Here is a 20,572-nt window from a genome sequence, read left to right as displayed (position 1 = left end):
ATAGCAGAGTCAGCGCAGTTGGCCAAACTGTTTCGGCCCCCGGCCGGAGGCTATGGCCTCCATCAGGCGCTTGGCCTCGCGCCACTGCTTCAGCAACTGGTTGATATCCTGCACGCTCGTGCCGCTGCCCTGCGCGATGCGCCGTCGCCGGCTGCCGTCGATTATCTCCGGGTTGTGGCGCTCCAGCGGCGTCATCGAATAGACTATCGCTTCTGCTCGCTTCCACGCCGAATCGTCGAGCTGCACGTTTCCCAGTTGCTTCTTGATCCCCGAGAAGCCCGGCAGCATCTCGAGCACCTGCGTTAGCGGCCCCATCTTCTTCACCTGCTGGATCTGGGCGAGAAAATCGTTCAGGTCGAGGGTGCCCGCTTTCAGCTTGCGCTCCATCGACTTCGCCTGCTGCCGGTCGACCGTCTCCTGCGCCTTTTCGATGAGGCTGAGGACGTCGCCCATGCCGAGGATGCGCGAGGCGAAGCGATCGGGGTGGAACGCCTCCAGCGCGTCGACCTTCTCCCCCGTGCCGATGAACTTCACGGGGACGCCGGTCACGGCGCGTATCGAGAGGGCGGCGCCGCCGCGCGCGTCACCGTCCATCTTGGTGATGATGAACCCCGTTATGCCCAGCGCGTCGTGGAACTCTTGGGCAACGTTCACCGCCTCCTGCCCCGTCATGGCGTCGACGATGAGCAGCACCTCGGAGGGCGCGAACTCGCGGTGCAGCTCCCGCACCTCGGCCAGCATCTCGCCCGCGACCTGCATGTAGCCCGGCGTGTCGACGATGAGCAGGTTGGCGCCCGTGCGTCGCGCCTCGTCGAAGGCGCCCTTCGCCAGCTTCGAGGGCGATGCGCCGTCGCCGAAGACCGGGATGCTGAGCTGCCGCCCCAGCGACTGCAACTGCTCGCCCGCCGCCACCCGGTGCGGGTCGGCGGAGACCATGAGCGGCTTGTAGCCCTGCTTCCTCAGGTTGAGCGCCAGCTTGGCCGCCGTCGTCGTCTTGCCGGAGCCCTTCAGCCCGACGAGCATGATGACGGTCGGCGGCTGTTTCGCGGGCTGGATTGCGGCGTGACTCTTGCCCAGCACCTCGACGAGCTGCTTGTGGACGACGGAGACGACCTGCTGCGGCCCGGTAAGGCTTTCCAGCACCTCGGCGCCGAGCGCCTGCTCCCGCACGCCGGCGATGAACTCGCGCACGACGCGGAAGTTGACGTCGGCCTCGAGGAGGGCGAGGCGGACCTCGCGCAGGGCCTCATCGAGGTCTTTTTCGGTGACAATGCCGCGGCTGCTGAGGCGTCGAAAGACGGACTGGAGCTTATCGGTGAGAACTTCGAGCATGAGGCTTCAGATCAATTGTAGGCGCCGCGCGCCAAGGGGGTCAAGGAGGGACGAACCGAAAAAAGCGTCTCCTCAGAGCGGATACTCTTGCTATGAAGAGGGGAGGATTGGGGGAAGGGCGGCGACCTCGTAGATGCGCGTGCCCTCGTTCTTGAACACGAGGCGCAGCTCCTGGCCGTCCATCTCCTCGAACTTCGACATTCCCTCCGGCCCGTAGTACCCCCGCTCGATCTGCCCCACTATCACGTACGATACGTTGTACCGCTGCAAGAAGATGATCGCCTCGTCGACCGAGGGCGTGGAGTAGAACTGCTTCACCTGCTCCTCGCGCTCAATGACCATGTCGGCGTATTTTCCCCGTTGCTGCTGCTGGTGCCAGCCCCAGCCGATCACCGTCGGCAGGCCGGTGTAGATGGAGAAGCGGGAGCCCCAGCGGTAGTTCGGCGTCTGCGCCTCGACGATGACCGGCGTCCCTTCCACGTTCTGCCGCATCCACTGGATGGCATCGTAATCGTACTTCAGCTCCACGGGCCCGAACTCGTCGCGATAGACGGCATGCTTCATATACTCCATCCCGTTGACGCCCCGGCCTGTGTACTCGTCGAAGCGCTCGCCGGCGCTAACCCGCGCCCGCGTCCCCGAGAACGGGTAGATGAGCGACGCGCCAAGCAGCACCGCCAGCACGGCGGTCCAGCCGCCCTTCGCCCAGCCCGCGAGCTGCCCCGTCGCTCCGCTCTTCTTTGGCGGCCGTCGGCGCGCCGTTACCGCCAACAGGTACCACAACCCGAACGCGGAAACGACGGCGAACAGCAGCCACACGTGCACGTAGAACTTGAAGACGGTGTTCATGCGGTCGATATCGCCGTCGAGGGTGAGAACGTCGACGGCCGCGCTTAAGGCGAGCGCCATCCCCACCATCGCGAACAGGAACAGCCGCACCGGCGAATCGGCGCGCCACGACCGCAGCTCGCGCCAGGCGAGCAGCAGCAGGAGCGCGATCACCGCCATCGAAAGGAGGACGACGGGCAGATCGTTGGACGCGAGGTCGCCCAGGAACGAAGACACGGAGAGGCCGGTCACGGTTATCGGCAGGCGGTGGCTCTCTCCGCTAAACGCCACTCCAAGCGACACAACGAGCCCCACCGCGGCGAACGTCAGGACATAGAGCGGCGCCGTCCGCTCCGGCCGGCGGCGGAACGCCCGCCAGGTGAAGAACGCCAGCAGCGACCCCGTGGCGAACAGGAAGAGGCCGAAGTGGTCGAGGTACCAGTCGAGCTGCGTCGTCTCCGTCGAGGCGTGGAAGCCCTTGTAGAAGAGGTGGTAGTCGCGCCAGAAGGGGAAGAAGAAGAGAACGGACAGCACGACGAGGACGGCCGCCTTCCCCGTCGCAACGCCCACCATGCGCCAGTTCGCCCTTCCTTCCGCGGCCCGCTCGCTGATGAAGACGGCGGCGACGGCGAGAAGGAGAAACGGCGGGTAGTCCCACGAGTTGATCGGCCGCAGGGCGCCTACGAGCAGCGCGAGGACGGCGATGCCCGCCCAGCCGGTCGCGCGGCCACCGCCGTCGCTTTTCTTCATGCTTGCCTTCGGTCGCAGGACGAGGGCGAGAGCGACGCCGAGGATGGTGATATCGAAGGGGATGGCCATCAGGTGGGCGTGCAAATCGGCGAAGAGGAAGGTCCAGAACGGAAACTCGGTGATGCTGGCCTGGCCGGGCATGATGCGGCTGGGCGCCCAGAAATCGAACCCGGGCAGTCGGCCGGCGTTGCCGATGATGACGTTCCACACTCCGCCGATGAGCCCCACCATCCCGCTGATGAGGGGGATGCCGCTGCCCAGACGCCAATCGCTGACGGCGGAAAAGCGCTCGACCGTCTGATAGAGGGCCTGCAGGTTCCCGACAACCGCCACCAGGACGACGGCCGCCAGCCCTGCCATCACCGGCCCCTTCGCTCCGCCGAACGGCCCGCGCGGCAGGCGGACGCGGCGTCGCACCGCCTCGGCGAGGTTGAGGCAGACCGAGTAGGCGGCGCCCACCGTCATGGCGAAAAACGTCGGCACGGCAAGGTTGAAGGCGATCTCGGGGAGGATGCCGCTGAACTTTATGAGCGTTGCGGTCATGAACTGGCCGAAGTAGTAATAGTTAAGATAGCCGCCGGCCAGCCAGGGGTCGTAAGGGGGCATGGTCGTGCTGCGGGTCACGGCGTTGAGGTACGCCAGCTCCATCGGCTTCTCGCCGCCGCGAGAGGAGTGCCAGAGGTCGGGGTTGAGCGTGCGTATCCAGTAGAAGGCCAGGAACGCGCCCAGGAAGAGGGCCTCGCTGAGAAGGATGGCGCGCCAGTGACGCTTGACATAATCCCTCCACGCCCCCTTCTGGAGACGCGCGGTCGCGGCGCCGACGGCCACGATAAGCAGGAAGACGACGGCGATGCTGCCGCGCGTGAAGTCGAAAAGCTTGAGGCTGGCGCCCAGCCACACCAGCCAGGAGACCGCGAGCAGCCCCAGCGGCTTCGTCAGCAGATAGCCGCGGTCGGGCAGGGAACGGAACACGAGCAGAGCCAGCGGCGCCAGAGCCAGCGAGACGATCTCGATGGCGAGGAGCCAGGTAACGGCAGGAAAGCGGTTGCTGAAGCTTTCCGGGTCGAATATGGAGGTCCACGTGCCGCCTTCCTGCTGCTTTGCCGCCTCGTCCGGCGTCATGAGGAGGGCGTTGCCGCCCGCTTCCGCCGGCGTCATGCTGACGGCGTTGGCCCCTTCCGCCGGGTTGAGCAACATGACGGCGCTCTCAGTCGAGTACTGCTCCGTCTTCTCGAAGATAAGGACTTTCGGGTGGTCGTAGACACTGAACGACTCCTCGGCCGCGTCGTCCGGGATAGCGACCCCGAGCAATCCGGGGTACGACGTGAATTTCGCGGCGAGGCGGAAGCCCAGCTTCTCGTCGAGCAGGAGGTCGTAGTAGCGGCTCGTGACCGGATAGATCGCCGGCGCGCGCGGGATGGTGCCGGACAGGCGGGCGCTGGAGAGAACGATGTAGTCGGCCTGGTCTAGGAAGTCGATGAGCTCCGCCATTTTGCCGCGCTCTGAGTCCACACCGTAGCCGTTCATCGATATCTGCTGATAGGCGCGGGCGTTCCCTGAAGGGAGGCTCATGGGGAGGGCGTCGTCCCAGCTCTCGTTGGTAACGACGCTGCCCTCGGGGACGTTCTCGAAGATCCACTTCGAGGCCTCCAGGCGCGTGTGCGGGCGCGAGTAGATTGACGCGTAGGAGAGCGCCCAAAGAACGGTAGCTGCCGATACGACGACGACCGCCCCGACGCCGAGCCAGCGGGCGGCTGGAACGGACCGCGGCGCGAGAGCGCGCACTCCGGCGAGAAACGGCGGGCTGCGGACGCTCCGCCAGAGATGAATGAGGAGCATGCTCGCGAACACGGCAAGGACGGGGTAGATGGGCAGGAAGTACCGCATGTACAGAGAGAACTGCCCGCCCATGAAGACGAAGTAGCCCGCCACCCAGGCGAGCAGCACCAGCGCGAGCGCCTCGCAGCGGAAGACGGCGCGCCAGGCGGCGTAAAGGAAACCTGCCCAGGCTGTGATCCCGAGCGCCGGGCCCATTCCCCACAGTACCATCTGCTCCAGCGGGTAGAGCCACTTTGTGCGGCCGATCCATTGCACCGATGGCGGGAACATGGCGTCGCCGCCCAGCAAGTTCCGCTGGTTGAGCTGGTCCTGCACGAAGCGGGGGTTGAAGTTGAGGCGGGAAGCCACCTCGGTGACGAGCAGGTTGCAGCTTCTCACTGTCTCCCCGCCTACCCTCTTCTCCGTGCAGGCGTTGGGAAGGTTCACGATGCGCTCATCGCGGTCCCAGATCGCGAAGTCGCTCCAGGAGGGCGTGGTGAAGGCGTACGGCTGGGCGATGCGAAACGCGCCAAAGGCAAGCAGGAGCATCAGCGCCAGGCCGATGACGTCGCCGCGAAGGCGGGGCCGCTTCAAAGCGGACTCCCCTTCGCCTTCAGGCCGGCCTTCGTCGCTTTCCCGTCGGAAAGGAAGCAGGTGTTTGTAAGACGGCCAGGCGTGTATAGCGGCCGCCAGCCCCACGACCGGCACCAGCGAGACGGCCGTCAGCTTGCAGGCCATCGCCAGCCCCGTCATCAGCCCGGCAAGCGCGTAGTTGTGCCAGCGGCCGTTCTGGGCCACCCCTATCGAGAAGTAGACGGCGGCGGCGGCGAAGAACGTCACGTAGGAGTCGACGACGAAGAAGTGCGCGTGCTGGATCGGCAGGACCGCGGCGGCGTAGAGCAGCGAGGCGAGCAGCCCGACGTTCCGTCCCGCGAGGCGCCGCCCGATCAGGAAGACGAGCAGGATCGTCATCGTGTCGAAAAGGGCGGTGACGGCCCGGCCGGTCTCCGTGATCTCGTCGTAGCCCGTGTTCCCGGTGATGTTGCCGATTATCTTGACCAGAAAGAGCGGGAGGGTGCCGTAGACGTAGTCGCGCTCCTGTTGATAAGGGTTGAGAGGCGAGCTGTCCGTGTCGAAGTAGAGGCCGAGACTGCCCGGCACCTCGATGCTGTCTTCGACCATCGCCATGAAGCGCTCGTCGGGGTGGAGATGCGACGGCGAGTCGGCCGCGGCCGGATCGACCATCGCCGGCGAATCCCAGTTGAGGTTGTAGAAGCGGAGCGCCCCCCCGAAGGCGATGATGACGGCGAGGGCAATGATCGTGAGCGCGCGGGTGGATGCAAGCAGGGACACGAGGAGGTCGCTGCGACCGGGCTGCGTGGACGGCTCTTCGACCTCCCTCACAGAAACAGATTCTTCCGTCATCTCAGCGTGGACGGCACCCCTCGGACCTCTCCCCGTTTAACCAAAGCTAAGGCAGTCTAAATCATCTTTTTCCAGGCCGCAAGCGCCGCCGGCAGCGGCCCGCCGAACGGTTGCAGCAGGCCTTCCTTTCCCCGTAAACTCCGGCTGATTGAGACAGACGGGTTCGAATTAATGAGGTGCGAAGCGGTTGGTAGACTCGGAGGTCAAGCAGGAACGAAGGCTGCGGCGGTTGCGGGTGCGAATGCTTCCTCCGTTCGCGCGTCCAAGTCTCAGGTTCATTTTCTCATTGGTGGGGCTTGCTGTTGCCGTCGGGTTTGGCATATGGGGCTCGCTGCTGCTGCACGATCCGCGGATGCTCCGCTTCGATGATGCCCTCGTCCTCTACGGCGTGGCGCTTCTCGGGCTGCTCGTATTCGCCGCCGGGGGCCTGCCCGATTTCGAGTGGGGCTGGCGGCGGCGCGCGCGCGGCTTCCTTTCGCAGCACAGGGTTGAGCTGCTGCTCCTCGCGGCCATTGCCGCCTTCGCCGTGTTCATGCGGGTGTACAGGCTCGGCACATTCCCGCCCGACGATGGCCTCGCCTTCGAGGAACACATCACGGGCGGTGTCGCATATCGCATTCTTCAGGGGGAGCGGCCTCTCTTCTACCCTGTGCGCTACCTCGTCGCCGCCAGCCTGGCCACCTTCGGCGAGAACACCTTCGGGCTGCGCTTCGCTGGCATCGCAATGGGCGTGCTCGCCGTTCCCGCATCCTATCTCCTGTTGCGCCGGCTGGTGAGTGTGCCCGTGGCCCTCTTCGCGACGGCGCTGCTTGCAGGCGCGTTCTGGCCATCGCTCCACTACCGCGTCACCGCCGACGCCGCGCTGTTCACTATCCTGCTTGCGCTATGCGTGGTCGCTGGGGCGCAGCGGCGCAGCGCCGTTCTCTTTGTAGCGGCCGGCTTTCTAGCGGGGCTGCTTTCGTACGAGTACGAGCCGTTCAAAGCCGTGCCCTTCTACGTCGTCGGGTTTCTCGCCGCCGCCGGGCTCTGGCTGCTGTTCCGGGCGGCGGTGAGCGGCGGGGCCGCGAAGGCGAGGTCGGCGCTTGCCGCAGGGGCGAAAGCTGCCTGGCGACCGGCGATCGCCTTCACCGTGGCAGCGGGAATCGTCGCCGCTCCCTTGATGATGGGCGAACATCTAGGACGGGACATCTATCTCTCCTCCCTCCACCGGCAGGAGGCCGACAGAGAGAACCGCGGTACGCCGGGACTATTCGCGCCCAACTGGGAGACGCAGGTCAAGTGGTCGGCACAGCTCTTCGCTCCGGTGGGTGACGACGACTTCCCGCGACGGACGCCGCTGACACCCGCCGACCGCGCCTTCATCGATCCGATGTCCGCCTTTCTGATCGTCGTCGGGCTTGCCTGGACTTTGGGGACACTTCTGCGGCCCTACCGGCTGCTCTTCGCCGGTTGGTTTCTCGGAACTCTCATGGGTGGCGCCCTCCTGCTATCAAACTGGGAGCCGTGGAAGTTCGTCGGGCTTTTCCCCGTTGGGCTGGTGATGGCCGCCTTCTTCGTCGACGACGTGCGCGCAGCATTGCCGCCGCGTCTCACCGCGAAGGCGTTCTCCCTTGCACTCGCCGCACTTGCCGCCTTCTCGTGGGCGTGGAACGCTGACGCCTTTTTCAACGATGCGGTCGACGAACCGAAGATGCTGCAGGCGTATGCCCATCCTCAGAGTTACTGGTATGCCCTTTGCGACTATCTGAGAGAACGCGGCCCTGACAACTTCGGCTATTCGTTCAACGCGCGCGGTCCGGCTTTCGGCCTCGCCCTGCCGCGGGACACCCCCCAGCAGGAGGCAAAGGCCTGGGGCGACCACATATGGGTATGCCATGGCCTGCAGGGCGCGGCCCTGACGGGCCCACTGGAGGGCTGGCCGCTGCGCGGCGAGCCCTCGGGGCCGGTTACTCTGGCCTACGTCGTTGCTCCCGACCTCGTGGAGCCCGTGCAGCGCGACATTGCTTGGGCGTATTCGGGGCTTGAGCCGGACGAAGTAAAGGCGGGCCCCGAGAAGCTGTATTATCTCTTAGGGTACGCACTCACCGGCGGAGAGATACGTAGCCGGCAGGGGCTCCTTGCCGAGTACGTCTCGCGCCGGGGAGACGGAACGTCGCCCGTCGAACGCGTTGACAAGCCGCACCGGCTGTCGTGGGACGCAGTGCAGGCGCCGGAGCCGCCGTTCAGCGTGACCTGGCGCGGGCTCGCGTTCCTCGATGGGCAAGGGACATGGTCGCTACGCGCCGGCGGCGACGACCCAACGCGTGTCTCGATCGACGGCGGACAGCCGTACGTGGCGAACGGGCTCCTCACTTCCGCCGACGCGCCGTCGCTGGCGGTGGGCTGGCACTGGGTGGAGATAACGCTGGACAAGGAGTCGCCCGGAGGAGAGTTCTGGCTTTACTGGCAGGATCCCAGTGGGGCCTTCCGCCATCTGGAGGAAAAGGACTTGTTTGCCCTCGCGCCTGTGGAAGGCTGGCTACACGCGCGCACATTCGCCATCGATGGGGTGGGCGCATTCGTGACGCAGCGGCCGGCATCGGACCTCGCTCAGTCGGCGCTGGGGCCGCTGCTCGAAGAGACGCGCATGCTGGCGCAAGGCGCAGCGCAGGCCGGGAAGAGCATCGATCGCGACGAGATCCGGCTGGTGGAGGAGCGTTTCATCGCGACCTGGCGCGTACGGGTAGGCGGCTCTTATGGCCTCGCCCTTCGGTTCGAAGGCGGAGAGGCCCAAGTCGTCATCGACGGTAGGCAAGAGGCTGTCTGCGGCCCCGCAGCGCACAACGCCGTCACCGTCTGCGATGCGGCGGTAGAGCTGGCGGCTGGAGAGCATCGCGTCGAGTTGTTGCTGAGAACGGACAGCGACACCTGGACGGGCGGCCGGCTGGCAGTCTCCACCCCTTCTGCAGCGGCAGGCGTGGATATCCGCCCCTTTTAGGGGAGCGCAGGAAGGACGAGAACGCGGTTGGTCTCAGAACGCACTTCGGGCGACACAACTGCCGGCACGAACGCGGCGCAGGTCGACGTCTCGGTTGTGCTGCCGTGTCTGAACGAGGAAGAAACCGTCGCGGTCTGCGTGCGTAAGGCGCTGGGCTGGTGCCAGTCGGCGGGTGTGCGAGGCGAGGTGATCGTGGTGGATAATGGCTCGACCGATCGCTCGCGCGAGCGCGCCATCGAGGCCGGCGCGCGCGTCGTCGACGAGCCGAGGCGTGGCTACGGCAGCGCCCATCTCCGGGGGTTCGCCGAGTCCACAGGCCGAGTTATCGTCATGGCCGATGCCGACGACACGTACGACCTCAGTGATTTAGACGCCCTCATCGCGCCCCTTGGCGAAGGATACGACATGGTAGTTGGCAACCGGCTGAAAAGCCTCTCTCCGGGGTCGATGGCGTGGAGCCACCGGTTCATCGGCACGCCCCTGCTCACGGCGCTCCTGAGCTTGTTCTCCGGCTCGCGGCTCGGCGACAGCCAGTGCGGCATGCGCGCCTTCACCCGCGAGGCCTACGAGCGCATGCAACTCCGTTCAACGGGGATGGAGCTGGCGTCGGAAATGATACTGAAGAGCGCGCGACGGGGCCTGCGGATGACGGAAGTGCCCATCTCCTACTACCCACGCGTCACGGAGAGCAAACTGCACGCCTTTCGCGACGCCTGGCGGCACGTGCGTTTCCTCCTTCTGCACACTCCCGGCTACGCCTTCTTCGTGCCCGGCCTTGTCCTCTTTGTGGTCGGGCTTGTCTCGCTGACGATAACCGTCGCCACGCAGACCGGCCTGCCGCTCGGGTCGCTGAATTGGCAGCCCCTCTTCGCGGGCGGCATCCTGCTCGCCGTCGGCTCGAACGCGCTCATACTGGGAGTCGCAACCAGCCTGTACGCAGAATCGAGGGGCATCGTCTCGGAGGGGAGACTAATCCGACTCTACCGCGAGCACCTGTCGCTGGAGCGCGTACTGCTCCTTGGTGCCACGCTGTTCCTGACCGGCATCGCGCTAGACGGGTACATCTTCTATCGCTGGCTGAGCGGCACCGAGGGCGGCGCGCACCTTTCCGGTATGGCGGCTATCGCCCAGAGCTGTCTTATCATCGGTGCCAACGTCACCCTGGGGGGCTTTCTCACCGCGCTCATCGATATAGAATGATGCCTTTGACCGCTGTCCGTCTTGTCCTCAGGATGGCCACCGGGTTAGCGCTCGTGTGGCCCGTCGCCGGCTATCCGCTGGCCCTGGCAGCGCTGGCGCGCATATCAAGGCGCGCCGTCCGCAAGCAGCCGGGATACGAGCCCACCGTCACGATCATCGTCCCGACTCACAACGAGGCGCCGCTCATCCGCCGTCGCCTCCTCGACGTGGCGGGGTACGATTACGACCCGTCGAAGATCGAAGTGATCGTCGTCGACTCCGGCTCGACCGACGGCACGGCGGAGATCGTGGAGCAGGCGCGCCGCGAGGGGCTGCTGCCCGGCCTCAAGCTCATTCGCGAAGAGACGCGGCGCGGCAAGGCGGCAGCGACGAACCTGGCGCTGCCGGAAGCCCGGGGCGAGATCATCGTAGTCACCGACGCGCTGACCCTGTTCGACCCGCGCGCGCTCCGGAACATCGTCGCGAACTTCGCCGATCCGGCGGTGGGCGCCGTCACCGGCGACTTCCGCGTCTCCGAGCAAGCGACCACGTCCCAGCAGGAGGAAGGGCTCTTCTGGGAGCTGCGGAACCGCCTACGCCGTCTCGAATCGGCCGTCGATTCCACGCCCTTCCTCTCCGGCGAAATGTGCTGCTACCGCCGTTCGCTCGTACAGCACGTGGATGAGGACTCGATGGCGGACGATATGAACGTGGCGCTGCGGCTGCGGCAGTCGGGGTACCGCGCGGTTGTGGACGGCGAGGCGTCGTTCAGCGAGGCGCGTTCCGCCAGCTTCCGCGAGCTCGATGCCGTGAAGTCGAGACGGGCCGTGGGCGGCATCCAGGAGCTGATGCGCTTCCGGCGGATGGTCTTTAATCCCCGTTACGGCCTCTTCGGTATGCTGATACTGCCTTCCGACCTTCTGTACTATCTTCCGCTGCGGCTGCCTGCCCTCGTCTGGCTGGCGCTTGATTGCGCCCGTGGCCTCGGACGGCGGCGCACCGCTTTCGTGTCAGCCGTCTCCCTTGCGGCCGCGGCGTGGGGCCTCGCGCGGTGGCCGCGGCTGCGACGCCTGTCGCTGGTCGCCCTGTTCAACGAGTGGATATTCCTGCGCGGCTTCGTCGCCTGGGCCAGCGGACGCTACAGCGTGGCGTGGGCGCAGGAGCGCTCGACGAGGCTGGCGGCCAGCGAGGCAACGGAAAGGACGTGACGTGAGTAGGTGGTGGCTGCAGGCGGCGGTGGCGGCGGCGCTCCTGGCGCTGCTGCTCTGGCGCGTCGAGGTGTGGGAGCTCGGCGATGCCCTCAGCCGGTTCGACCCCTGGACGGCCCTCGGCGTCGTCCTTTTGAACCTGCCGACGATCGCGCTCCTCGCCGTGCGCACCCACTTGGCGCTGCGCCGGCTGGGCTACGACGCTTCCGTGCCCGCCCTGCTGCCGGTCTCGGCAATCGGCAACATCGCCGCCGTCCTCACCCCCGGCGCCGCCGGCGACGTCATCCGCACCCCTTTTCTGAAGGGACGCCACGCCGTCTCCTACGCCGACGGCTTCGCGACCATCGTCTACGAGCGCGGGTTCTCCTTCGCCATACTGTGCGTCGCAACCGGCCTCGTCGCGCTTTGGGCGGTCGTGCCCGCGGCCGCGAGGCCCGTCGTGCCGGCGGCGGGGTTGCTTCTCCTCGGCCTGCCCTGGACGCTGGGGACGCTGCTCAAGCGGCTGACGCGCTCCGACGGCCGGCTGGCGAACCGGTTGCGGCTTGCCGGCGACAGAGCGGCAGGCGCGGGGGAACGCTCGCTCTCCGCGTTAACGATCCTCGCGCGCGACCAGCGGCTGGGGCTGCTCTTCGCCGCCCTGACGGTGACCATTTTCGCCTTGATGACGCTCCAGCTCTGGCTCATCGGCGCGTCGCTGGATGCCGGGCTGTCGCCGCGCGAGGCAGCGCTGGCGGTGGGCGCAGGGGCCGTCGCCGGCATCGTCTCGCTATTGCCGCTCGGCCTGGGCGCGCTCGACTGGACGATGACGGCGCTCCTGGAGCAGGCGGGCGCCACGCTTTCGACCGCAGCGGCAGCGGTGCTGCTCCTGCGCGCGACGGTGACGCTGCCCGCGGGACTCATCGGCCTCGCCGGGTACGCGTACCTCGTCGTCTGGCTGCGGCGCAGGGAGGCGCTCGCATCGACGGAGGGCGAGCAAGGCCAGGCGCCCGTGTCCCGATGATGCGTGCCGCGGCAAGGGAGCCCGGCCGGGCGAAGACACAGCGGTTACGGCGGCCTGCGGCTACAGCCCCCTCTTCGTGAGCAGCGAGCACAGGTCGGCGGTGCGCACCGAGTAGCCCCACTCGTTGTCGTACCAGGAGAAGACCTTCACCATCGAACCCTCTATCACCATCGTCAGCGCCGGGTCGAAGATCGAGCTCGCCGGGTTCCCCTTGAAGTCGATGCTGACGAGCGGGTCTTCCTCGTAGACCAGGATCCCCTTGAGGGGGCCTTCCGCCGCCTTCTCGAACGCCGCGTTGATCTCTTCTGCCGTCGCCTCCCGCTCCAGCTCGACCGTGAGGTCGATGATCGACACCGTCGACGTGGGCACCCGCAGGGCGACGCCGTTCAGCTTCCCTTTCAGCTCCGGTATGACGAGGGCAACCGCCCGCGCCGCGCCCGTCGTCGTGGGGATGATGTTGAGGGCGGCGGCGCGCGCCCGCCTGAGGTCGCGGTGCACGGTGTCGAGGATCACCTGGTCGTTTGTGTAAGCGTGGCAGGTCGTCATCAGCCCCCGTTTGATTCCAAACGAGTCGTGGAGCACCTTGGCCACGGGCGCGACGCCGTTCGTGGTGCAGGAGGCGTTGGAGATGATGTGGTGCGACGCCGGGTCATACTTGTCTTCGTTAACCCCCAGCACAACCGTCAGGTCTTCGCCCTTCGCCGGCGCTGATATGACGACCTTCTTCACCGGCCCGCGCAGGTGCGCCCGCGCCTGCTCGGCGTCCGTGAACCGCCCCGTCGATTCGATGACGATCTGCGCCCCCACCTCCTGCCAGGGGATCGCGGCCGGGTCGCGCTCGGAGAACACCCGCACCATGTGGTTGTCGATCTTCAGGCTGTCCCCCTGCACGCTCACTTCCCCCTCGAAGCGGCCGTAGTTGGAGTCGTACTTGAAGAGATGCGCGTTCGTCTCCGGCGGCGCCAGGTCGTTCACCGCCACCACCTCAAGCTCGTCGAGGTGGAAGTCGAGTATCGCCTTCAGCACCTGGCGGCCGATGCGGCCAAAACCGTTGATCCCTATCTTCGTTGCCATCGTCGTACCTCCCTGTGATTACAGTGGCCCTCCCGGAACCGCCTGTCTATTCGGTCTTCACTGCCGTTCCTGAGACCGACACCATTAGCATCGAGCCCCGCAGCGTCTCGTAATCGATATCGACGCCGATGATCGCATTTGCGCCCAGCGACGCGGCCTCCTCCTGCATCTCCGCGATGGCGGTCTCGCGCGCCTTCTTCAGCTCCTTCTCGTAGGAGCCGGCGCGCCCGCCGATGACGTCGCGAATGGATGCGCCGATGTCGCGGAAGACGTTCGCGCCCACGATCGCTTCGCCGGTTACGACGCCGAGATATTCGCGGATTGCCTTTCCTTCGACGCTGGGGGTAGTGGTGACAATCACGTGGACTCCTTTCGCGCCTGCGGTAACTGCTTCATGCCCTGTCTGTTAACTGATCAGAGGGGCGGTTCTGAGGCCTGAGACCCTCAGCCATCGCGAGGGCCTGACAGGTAAAGGCTGTGGGATTCATCCCGCAGGCTGAACCAATCCCCGATGATCCGGTCCGAAGCCCAGTCGATGCTTTCCAGCGCGCATGCCCGTCCGCACGTTGTCGGACATTCCAAGCGCTAGTCTGTTGCGGCTCCTCGTTCGCGGAGGGCGGGCAGCCGGAAGGCGTTCCACCCCGCGTACTCCGCCGCGCCCCCCAGCTCCTCCTCGATGCGCAGCAGCCGGTTGTACTTCGCCACCCGCTCGCTGCGGGCGGGGGCGCCGGTCTTGATCTGTCCCGCGCCCGTCGCCACCACAAGGTCGGCGATGGTGGTGTCCTCCGTCTCGCCGCTGCGGTGGCTGATTACCGCCGCCCAGCCTGCCTGCTGCGCCATCTCGACGGCGGCGAGAGTCTCCGTGAGCGTGCCGATCTGGTTCAGCTTGATGAGGATCGCGTTCGCCGCCCCCTGCCGGATGCCCTTCGCCAGTCGCTCGGTGTTGGTGACGAACAGGTCGTCGCCTACGATCTGGATGTCGCGCCCGAGCTCGGCCGTCAGCTTCCACCAGCCGTTCCAGTCGTCTTCGGCGAGCCCGTCCTCCAGGCTGACGATAGGGTACTTCCCGCACCACTGCTGCCAGTGCGACACCATCTCCTCGCTCGAGAGGCGGCGTGCTTCCTTCGCCAGCACGTACTCCTTCGCCTCGCCGTCGTAGAACTCGCTGGCCGCGGGGTCGAGCGCTATCGCGACGTCCTGGCCCGGTCGGTAGCCCGCCGACTTGATCGCCTCGACGACGAGCTCGACGGCGTCGCTGTTCCCTTCCAGCGACGGCGCGAAGCCGCCCTCATCGCCCACGTTCGTCGACAGGCCCCGCGCGACTAGCAGCGACTTCAGCGCGTGGTAGACTTCGCTCCCCATGCGCAGGGCCTCCGCAAAGGTGCGGGCGCCCACCGGCATCACCATGAACTCTTGAAAGTCCGTCGAGCCGGCGGCGTGGCGTCCTCCGTTGAGGATGTTGAACATGGGCACGGGGAGAACGCGCGCCGCGGGGCCGCCGAGGTAGCGGTAGAGCGGCAGCCCCAGCGAAGCGGCGGCGGCGTGCGCCACCGCCAGCGATACGCCGAGGATAGCGTTCGCCCCCAGGCGCGACTTGTCGGGCGTGCCGTCGAGCTCGCGCATCAGGTTGTCGATGGCCGTCTGCTCGAGCGCGGACAGGCCGAGCAGGGCGCCGGCTAGCGTCTTATTAACGTTTTCGACCGCGCGCTGCACGCCCTTGCCGCCGTAGCGCGAAGCGTCGCCGTCGCGCAGCTCCAGCGCCTCGTGCTGTCCCGTGCTGGCGCCCGAGGGGACGGCGGCGCGGCCCCAGGAGCCGTCGAGGAGGGTGACCTCTACTTCGAGGGTGGGATTGCCGCGGGAATCCAGTATTTCGCGCGCATGGACCGATTCAATTTCCACGGGCTGCCTCCTCCGTCGTTGCAGGTCCCATCCCTGGGGCTTTGGCCGCGGCTATCGCCTTCTCGACCGCATCGACCGGGCCGCTGGCGTGTATCACGGGGGGACTCTCGTGCCCGTCGGCGCTGAACGTCCAGCTCGCCAGCAAGACGACGGGCTTGCCGTACTGGAGCGCGTGCGCAATCTCCGACAGCGTGCCGTAAGAGCCGTCGATGGCGATGACGGCGCTGCCCGAGAGGACGACGATGGCGTTGCGGGCGTAGCCGAGCGCGGTGACGATGGGGAACTCGACGTAGGGGTTCATGCCGCTGGCGTCCATCGTCGGCAGGATGCCGATGGTGTGGCCGCCCTCGGCGCGGGCCCCCCGGCACGCGGCCTCCATGACGCCGCCGCGGCCGCCGCAGACGAGAGCGCAGCCCCGTTTTGCCAGCTCGCGGCCTACCTGTTCGGCCATCTCGAGGGCCTCCGGGGGCGCGTGGTCGCCGCCGACAACGGAGATCATCATCTCAAGTCAATCATATCGGGGAAGCGGCCGCGCGACAACTAGGGCGAGAGGCTCAGGGTGTACTCGTACCGCGCCTTCTCCGTCGTGCCCTCAGTAAGGCCGGCGATTACGATAACCGCCTCTGTGTCGCCGCCGTCGGACGCGAGGGTGATCGACGCCCGGTTCCGCGCGTCAAGCGCCACGTGCGTCATCTCCGGTGGCTGCCCCCGCTCGATCACCTGGACGAGAAAGCGCTGCTGGAGGGGGCCTGTCACGCGCTGAAAGCCTTCCGCCTGCCATGCTCCGTCGGCCTCGGCGCCGTCCGCAAGCCCGATCTCAGGTACCGTGAGATCGTCGATGGCCCACCCGGGCGCGTTCACGCCCAGGTCGGTGACGTACTCGAACCGTAGCAGCAGCTTCCCGCCCGCGAACCGGCTCAGGTCCATCGACTCCTTCACCCACTGGGCGGTCTCTCCGCCGCCGCTCCTGCCGGTGTAGCCCGGCCCGTACGCCTGCTGCAAGGGGTCGTCCAGAGTGGTGTGCGTCCCCTCAAGCACCTCCCAGGTCTGCCCGCCGTCCGCCGACGCCTCGACGTAGCCGTAGTCGTACCACCTTTCGATGTCGAACCACGTCCAGAACTCGAGCGTGGCGCTGGACACGCCGCTGAGGTCGATCTCACGCGTTAGCTTCGTGTCGATGCCGTCGCCGCGCGCCGACCACCATTGACCGCGGCCGCTATGGGGTTGGTTGGGCAGCAAGGGCACGGTCTCCTCCCCGTCGAAGGCAAAGGTGGCTGCGGCAGCGTTGACGTCGATCTCGATGTAGTCGGCCCCGAACTGGCTCACGGTCTCCGCGCCGCTGGCCGTCCCCTCCAGCGATATCTCGGGCTCCACGCCAGCCTCTACGCCGGCGTGGCCGAGAACAGGGTCGTTCGAGAGGTCGAGGAGGTTCGCGACGAGCCAGTCGGCGAACAGGTCGAAGGAATCGGCGGCCAGCCCCTGGGCGGCGAGGAAGGCGGTCACGCCGTCAAAGCCGTCCCGCGGCTCAGCGACGAGGCCCGTCAGCTTCTCTGCGCCCCCCACCCGCTGCGCGACGTAGCGAAGGAAGAGGTCGGCGGCCCCGTAGTGCACGGCGTTCTCTCCCCGGGGGTCCCAGGTGTTGAGCTGCGTGTCCGGCTCGTCGAGGAAAGCCCATCCCATCGAGCTGCCCTCCCTCACCAGTCCCGCCGCCACCTCCGAGAGCCCCTCGTTGACCCATAGCTCCTCGCTGGGGTCGTTGCTCCAGAGGACGAGGTGTTGCAGCTCGTGCGCGAGCACGCCCGCGTAGAGCAGACCGCCCGGCCGGAGCGACGGCAGGTCGAGGTAGACCATCTCCCGCTCATTGCTGATGGGGCTGACGGCGCGAGGAAAGCAGTCGAGATCGCTGAAGTATCCGCCCGCGCCTTCGAGAGCGGCGTGAAGAATGGTGATGTGCGGGTCGTTGTCGATTCCCGGGCTGCGCTCCTGCCCGAAGTGGCTGACAACGGTAGGATAGATCGTCTCCTCGAATACGCGCCCCGCCTGCTCAATGTCTTCCTTGGCGACGTCCAGCCCATCCTCGAAGTAGAAGTAGGCGTGGGGCGTGACCAGCCGGATCGTCGCCTGGATCTCGAGCAGGGTCGGCGGCACTTCTCCTGCCTGGCCGGGCGGCGCCATGTGGAGGAGGCTGAACGTGTGAGTGTCGCCGACCTGGTACGCGGGCGGTACGGCGTTGACCTGCGTGGGAATATCGCCGGTGACGCCGCGCAGCCGTCGTGCCAGCTCCACGAGGTTGCGACGAGGGAGGGAGACGTCTCGGGCGGGAGTGGGGGTCGCGGCCGGCGAGGGCGTCGCGGCAATCGTGGGGGCAGCCGTCGGCGTGGCGGGCGCGCCGTCGTCGTCGCAGGCGACGGGCAGGAGAAGCAGCAGCAGGGCAAGAAGAGAGGCAGCCACTCGTCTGATCAGGCTGCCTCTGCTTTCAGCTGCTGACTTACTTTGCTCTGGGGTGCGCCCTCTCGTAGACTTGCCGCAGCATATCGTCGGTGAGTTTCGTGTACACCTGCGTCGTCGACATGTTGGCATGACCCAGCAGTTCCTGAACGTTTCGGAGTGGCGCTCCTCCTTTCAGCATATGGGTGGCAAAGCTGTGACGCAAGGTATGAGGAGTAACAGGCTTCGCTATTTCCGCCGCCCTCGCGTAGCCTTTGAGTATCAGCCAGAAGCCCTGCCGCGTCAGGCGCTCGCCCCGCCGGTTGACGAATAGCGCCTGCTGGTGCTTGTCCCTGACAAGCCGCGGGCGTCCTTCGTCGAGGTACTCTTGGAGGGCGTCAAGGGCGTCCCTGTGTATGGGGATGGTGCGTTCCTTTCCGGCCTTCCCCATGCAGCGGACGTGTGGAGCCCGCCTGTTCATGTGGACGTGGTCGACGTCGAGCGAGACAAGCTCTGTGACCCGGAGGCCGGTGGCGTAGAGGAGCTCCAGCATTGCCTTGTCGCGCTTCGCCTCGGGTGTCGAGGAGCGGGCAGGCTGCTCGAGCAGCTCATCGATCTCGCGGATCGACAGCGGTTTGGGCAGCGACTTGGGGACGCGAAAGCCTACGTTCTCGGTGGGGTTGCTCTCGATGGCGGTCTCGACCTGGTGGAGAAAAGTGAAGAATGCTTTGATTGCCGCTATCTTTCGCGCCACCGTCGCTTCTGCGTAGCCTTTGCGTTTGAGCTCGCCGATGTAGTCCACGACAGCCATCCGATTGACGGTGTTCCAGGGGGGAGAGCCGCCGTTGAGGTTCCCCGTCTCCTGGAGGTAGCCGCGGAACTGGGAGAGATCGTTCCGGTAGGCGGCGATGGTGTTGGTGGAAGATCCCTTCTCAACGGACAGGTAGTGGAGGAACTGGCCGACAGGGTCGTCCATGACCGATCACCTCGAAGAGTATTGGGGGGAAGAGCGCCCCCATTTTATCACAAGGCGGGTTGCTGTCCAGCTATCCTGTAAAGAAAGTTGAAGATTTTTTGAGGGAAGAGCGCCGGCCGCGCTCGATCCTGCCGTGGCCGGCGGCGCCCCCGCGACTAGTATTCCGCTTCGCTCTCCTCCTCCTCCGACCAGGCCCCCTCGCCCACCAACGGCACGAACCGGCACTGCCCGTGGCGCGTCACGGATGTCCCGTGCGGTTCCCTGACCACCCTCAAGAGCTGCTGCACGCGCCGCCCGCCCACCGGTATCACCATCCGCCCGCCTATCGCGAGCTGGTCGACCAGCGACTGCGGCACCTGGGGGGCGCCCGCCGTCACGACGATTGCATCGTAAGGGGCCTCCTCGGGCCAGCCAAGCCCCCTCTCGTTCACGTGAACGGACACGTTCCCGTATCCGAGCTCTCGCAGGCGCTGCGCCGCGCTTTCCGCCAGCTCCGCCATGCGCTCGACGGTGACGACCTCGCGCGCCAGCTCCGCCAGTATCGCCGCCTGGTAGCCCGACCCGGTGCCCACTTCCAGCACCTTTTCAGTGCCCGCCAGCCTCAGGATATCCGTCATTATCGCCACCATTAGCGGCTGGGAAATCGTCTGCCCCTGGCCGATGGGCAGGGGACGGTCGTCGTAGGCGTAGCGCTGGTACTGCTCGGGGACAAACTTCTCGCGCGGCACGCGTCTCATCGCCTCCAGCACCCGCTCGTCCCTGATCTCCTGCCGGAGTCCCTCCACGAGGGCCCTGCGCGCCGCGGCGAAATCGCTCTCCATCGATTTGGTGTGCCTCCGCTCCTTCGGCTGGCCACTGTCACCACTACGATAGCATAGGGTGTGAGGGAGCCCAAGGTCTGCGAATGATATAATCTCCTCAGCCAGTAGATCTGGGAGAGGCAGATGACGAAGCGCTTCTGGATCGGCACCTCCGGCTGGGTCTACAACCACTGGCGCGGCCCTTTCTATCCAAAGGGCCTCCCTGCCGGCAAGTGGCTCGACTTCTACCGACGTCATTTCCCCACCGTTGAGCTGAACAACAGCTTTTATCGGCTCCCCAAAGAGGAGAACTGGCGCTCCTGGCGGCAGGCGGTGCCCGAAGGCTTCGTCTTCGCCGTGAAGGCGAGCCGCTACATCACTCACGTCAAGCGCCTCACGCACCCCGAACAGCCGCTGGACAGCTTTCTCGGCGGCGCGCGCCTGCTCGAGGGCTCGCTCGGCCCCGTTCTCTACCAGCTCCCGCCCAACTTCCACCTCAAGCCTGAGAACCGCGACCGCCTGGCCCACTTCCTCTCCCTGCTGCCGAGCGACGTCCGCCACGTCTTTGAGTTCCGGCATGACTCCTGGTTCGACGACGACGTGTTCTCCCTGCTGCGGCTGCACAACGCCGCCTTCTGCGTCTTCCACATGTTCGACCGCGAGACGCCGCTCGTGGCGACGACCGATTTCGCCTACGTGCGCTTCCATGGCAGCGACAGCGCCTACGGCGGCTCCTACAGCGATGGGCAGCTCCGCGGATGGGCGGACCGCCTGCGGGACCTGCCCGAAGACGTGCGCGAAGTCTACGTCTACTTCAACAACGATGCGCACGGCTACGCTGTCGCCAACGCCCGGACGCTTTCGTCTCTCCTTACTTGA

Annotated in this window: 14 protein-coding genes; 5 read left to right on the top strand and 9 right to left on the bottom strand. The window is 66.4% G+C overall.

All coding sequences use genetic code 11. The features are described from left to right. Nucleotides 1-9 precede the first annotated feature (9 nt). A complete protein-coding gene (ffh, locus tag QME71_01845; protein MDI6857040.1) occupies nt 10-1,332 on the bottom strand; it encodes a signal recognition particle protein in 1,323 nt (440 codons plus the stop codon). Between the two features lie 90 nt (nt 1,333-1,422). Continuing rightward, on the bottom strand, nt 1,423-6,132 hold the full coding sequence (locus QME71_01840; GenBank protein ID MDI6857039.1) for a DUF2298 domain-containing protein: 4,710 nt from the start codon (nt 6,130-6,132) through the stop codon (nt 1,423-1,425). A gap of 310 nt (nt 6,133-6,442) precedes the next feature. Between QME71_01840 and QME71_01835 the strand changes: the two genes are divergently transcribed. The 4 genes from QME71_01835 to QME71_01820 are packed head-to-tail and all read left to right on the top strand — an operon-like array spanning nt 6,443 to nt 12,517. After that, entirely contained in the window at nt 6,443-9,130 is a 2,688-nt protein-coding gene (locus QME71_01835) for a glycosyltransferase family 39 protein (GenBank protein ID MDI6857038.1), read from the top strand. A gap of 27 nt (nt 9,131-9,157) precedes the next feature. Then, nucleotides 9,158-10,330: a glycosyltransferase family 2 protein gene (locus QME71_01830; protein MDI6857037.1), complete on the top strand. Its 1,173-nt coding sequence runs from the start codon at nt 9,158-9,160 to the stop codon at nt 10,328-10,330. Nucleotides 10,331-10,335: 5 nt separating this feature from the next. After that, nucleotides 10,336-11,517: a glycosyltransferase gene (locus QME71_01825; protein ID MDI6857036.1), complete on the top strand. Its 1,182-nt coding sequence runs from the start codon at nt 10,336-10,338 to the stop codon at nt 11,515-11,517. 1 nt (nt 11,518) lies between these two features. Further along, nucleotides 11,519-12,517, top strand: coding sequence for a lysylphosphatidylglycerol synthase transmembrane domain-containing protein (locus QME71_01820; protein ID MDI6857035.1), 999 nt, complete (start codon nt 11,519-11,521; stop codon nt 12,515-12,517). 60 nt (nt 12,518-12,577) lie between these two features. Here the strand turns inward: QME71_01820 and gap are convergent, their stop codons facing one another. The 7 genes from gap to QME71_01785 form a co-directional block, all read right to left on the bottom strand. After that, on the bottom strand, nt 12,578-13,591 hold the full coding sequence (gene gap, locus QME71_01815) for a type I glyceraldehyde-3-phosphate dehydrogenase (protein MDI6857034.1): 1,014 nt from the start codon (nt 13,589-13,591) through the stop codon (nt 12,578-12,580). A 46-nt stretch (nt 13,592-13,637) separates the two neighbouring features. Next, a complete protein-coding gene (locus tag QME71_01810) occupies nt 13,638-13,952 on the bottom strand; it encodes a heavy metal-binding domain-containing protein (GenBank protein ID MDI6857033.1) in 315 nt (104 codons plus the stop codon). A 224-nt stretch (nt 13,953-14,176) separates the two neighbouring features. Further along, entirely contained in the window at nt 14,177-15,490 is a 1,314-nt protein-coding gene (gene eno, locus QME71_01805; GenBank protein ID MDI6857032.1) for a phosphopyruvate hydratase, read from the bottom strand. Beyond that, complete coding sequence (locus QME71_01800; protein ID MDI6857031.1) at nt 15,480-15,992, bottom strand: TIGR00725 family protein; 513 nt, start codon at nt 15,990-15,992, stop codon at nt 15,480-15,482. The genes eno and QME71_01800 overlap by 11 nt, the downstream gene beginning before the upstream one ends. A 38-nt stretch (nt 15,993-16,030) precedes the next feature. Continuing rightward, the gene (locus QME71_01795) at nt 16,031-17,941 is read right to left on the bottom strand and encodes an immune inhibitor A (GenBank protein MDI6857030.1); all 1,911 of its coding nucleotides are present in this window, start codon (nt 17,939-17,941) and stop codon (nt 16,031-16,033) included. Between the two features lie 37 nt (nt 17,942-17,978). After that, entirely contained in the window at nt 17,979-18,893 is a 915-nt protein-coding gene (gene xerD / locus QME71_01790) for a site-specific tyrosine recombinase XerD (protein MDI6857029.1), read from the bottom strand. A gap of 155 nt (nt 18,894-19,048) precedes the next feature. Next, a complete protein-coding gene (locus QME71_01785) occupies nt 19,049-19,714 on the bottom strand; it encodes a protein-L-isoaspartate(D-aspartate) O-methyltransferase (protein MDI6857028.1) in 666 nt (221 codons plus the stop codon). A gap of 123 nt (nt 19,715-19,837) precedes the next feature. Between QME71_01785 and QME71_01780 the strand changes: the two genes are divergently transcribed. Next, the gene (locus QME71_01780; protein MDI6857027.1) at nt 19,838-20,572 is read left to right on the top strand and encodes a DUF72 domain-containing protein; all 735 of its coding nucleotides are present in this window, start codon (nt 19,838-19,840) and stop codon (nt 20,570-20,572) included.

Source organism: Dehalococcoidia bacterium (genome assembly GCA_030018455.1).
Lineage (GTDB): Bacteria > Chloroflexota > Dehalococcoidia > DSTF01 > JALHUB01 > JASEFU01.
Note: the sequence above shows the minus strand (reverse complement) of the source record. Positions and strands in the feature narration are given on the sequence as shown.

What these genes read in the sequence shown, in the direction of transcription:
- ffh (MDI6857040.1), bottom strand. Translation starts at nt 1,332, where the DNA reads ATGCTCGAAGTTCTCACCGATAAGCTCCAGTCCGTCTTTCGACGCCTC.
- QME71_01785 (MDI6857028.1), bottom strand. Translation starts at nt 19,714, where the DNA reads ATGGAGAGCGATTTCGCCGCGGCGCGCAGGGCCCTCGTGGAGGGACTC.
- QME71_01780 (MDI6857027.1), top strand. Translation starts at nt 19,838, where the DNA reads ATGACGAAGCGCTTCTGGATCGGCACCTCCGGCTGGGTCTACAACCAC.
- gap (MDI6857034.1), bottom strand. Translation starts at nt 13,591, where the DNA reads ATGGCAACGAAGATAGGGATCAACGGTTTTGGCCGCATCGGCCGCCAG.
- xerD (MDI6857029.1), bottom strand. Translation starts at nt 18,893, where the DNA reads ATGGACGACCCTGTCGGCCAGTTCCTCCACTACCTGTCCGTTGAGAAG.
- QME71_01800 (MDI6857031.1), bottom strand. Translation starts at nt 15,992, where the DNA reads ATGATGATCTCCGTTGTCGGCGGCGACCACGCGCCCCCGGAGGCCCTC.